Origin of the sequence: Mesorhizobium sp. M7A.F.Ca.ET.027.03.2.1 (assembly GCF_003999175.1) — a bacterium.
GTDB lineage: Bacteria > Pseudomonadota > Alphaproteobacteria > Rhizobiales > Rhizobiaceae > Mesorhizobium.
In genome coordinates this window covers 1-1,869 of the sequence record NZ_RZOM01001151.1, presented here as the reverse complement: position 1 = coordinate 1,869, position 1,869 = coordinate 1, and the positions used below count along the sequence as shown (strand labels likewise).

At 63.8% G+C, this 1,869-nt stretch carries 1 protein-coding gene and 1 pseudogene; one reads left to right on the top strand and one right to left on the bottom strand.

All coding sequences use genetic code 11. From position 1 onward, the window contains the following. Positions 1-342: pseudogene (locus tag EN750_RS32290) on the top strand (ATP-dependent RNA helicase); the annotation flags it as partial. Positions 343-463: 121 nt separating this feature from the next. Here the strand turns inward: EN750_RS32290 and EN750_RS32285 are convergent. Next, positions 464-1,846, bottom strand: coding sequence for a glycosyltransferase (locus EN750_RS32285; RefSeq protein ID WP_127399105.1), 1,383 nt, complete (start codon positions 1,844-1,846; stop codon positions 464-466). Between the last annotated feature and the right edge of the window lie 23 nt (positions 1,847-1,869).

The following is a 1,869-nucleotide window of genomic DNA, read 5'->3' as shown; positions in this document are numbered from 1 at the left end:
TACGTGCAGATATCAGCCGACTGGGCCGACCGCTTCCTGGCCGCGATCGGTCCCGACCGCAAGCTGCAAGGCAACATCCTGGTGAAGCGGCTCGACGGTACGCCCGATCTTTCACGCGCCGGCTATCAGCCGCCAAGCCCCGACAAGAAGCCGCATCGCGGCAAGGCGCCGTTCGACCCCAACGCGCCGAAGCGCAAATTCGAAAAACGTGCACCGGCAGCAGTCGATCAGCGCCCGGCCGCCCCGCATGATGCAAAGCCATGGGCGAAGAAGCCGGGCAAGCCGAAATTCGACACCACCGGCGCGCCCAAGCACAAGAAGGCGAAGAAGCGGCCCACCTAGAGCATTTCACCGTTTCACGGAAACGGCGATCTGCTCTAACTCTTTGTTTTGACGCAATTCCCAAGGGAAAACGCTATGCGTTTTCCCGGGAAAACCGCTTCACACTTTTCCTAGAATTGCTCTAGGACTTCGGCCGGAGGGACGCGCTTGCCTGCAGGCCAGCCTTGATGGCCGCCCAGCTGGCCGATGCCGGCGTCGGGCGATGCTGCTTTGCGATGCGTTCCGTCAGCGATGAGCGCCAGTCCGCGTCTTCCGCCATCCTGCGGATCGCAGCGTACCAGCTGGCCTGGTCATTGGAATCGATCGCCGGCATCAGCCCGCCGCTCGCCTCGATCAGCGCCGGCGCGGTCGAGACGATGACCGGAATGCCGAAATCGAGACATTCCGAGGCGCCATAGCCCCAGCCCTCGATATGCGAGGGAAAGACGCCAAAGGAAGCGCTGCGATAATATCGGATGAGCTCCTCATCGCTGATCGCTCCGGTGAACGTAACCCGCTCAAGCAATCTCGGATGGGCCTTGAGATAGGCGCGCAGCGGATCGATCATCCAGCCCCAGCGCCCGGGGCAGACGAGCCGCGGCAGCTTGACGCCCTCGTCGAGCGCCTGCTGCCATATCCGTGCCAGCAGGATGTGGTTCTTGCGCACTTCGATGGTCGAGCAGTAGAGCACGAACGGCTCGTCGGCCTCGATGCGCGAAGTCTCGCCCATGCGCGAAGCCGTCTCGTACAGGATGGACGGCATCGGAAACCGATATACCACCGGCTGCGTGACGCCTGCCCGTTGCATATGATCGGTCAGCGTCGCACCAACTTCGTCGGATGCACAAAATGCCGGCGCGCCGGAACGCACGAGGTGCTCGAGATATGACCCGTAGCGAGCCTCGCCAGGGCTCATACCAACCATGTCGGGGCGCAGTGTCGGGATGAGGTCGTGGCAAAGAAACGCGAGGCCGCCGGCGCGCCCGGAGACGGCGGTTCGGTCATCCCCGGTCAGAATGTGATGGCTGATCAGGACAAAGCCGCGTTCGGTCTCGTTCGGTTGGCTTGGAACCTGACGCGGGGCCGACCGGATCCGCGCCCGCTGGTACAGACGATAGGCCCGGATCAGCAGCCTCGTCGCCTGATAGGCAATCCCTTTGCGGCCATGGGTCACCGTCTTGGCGAGATGGCGGTCGGCGTCGCGCTTGCCCCATGGCTGCTGCCTCACCGCTTCGAGGGCCTGCGACATCGCCGTGCGCCTCCCAGGCCATCGTTTGAGCCGCCAGGGTGAAATCTCGCCCGTCGCGACATGGTCCTGCTCGAAAGGAGCGAGGGGGCGAAACCGGCCTTCCCACGGTCGGAACGCCACCACCTCCACGCTAGGGTCGGGATCGGCCAGGGCTGCGCTGACGAGAAAGCTTTCCACCCGCGGGATGCCGACAAGTCCCTGGCCGGACGGCCAGAACGTCAGGCCGGTGGCGTCGATGGCCAGCCTGGGAGACTTTCTTTCCCGTCCATCTTCAATCGCGGTTTTACTGTCAGGACTCT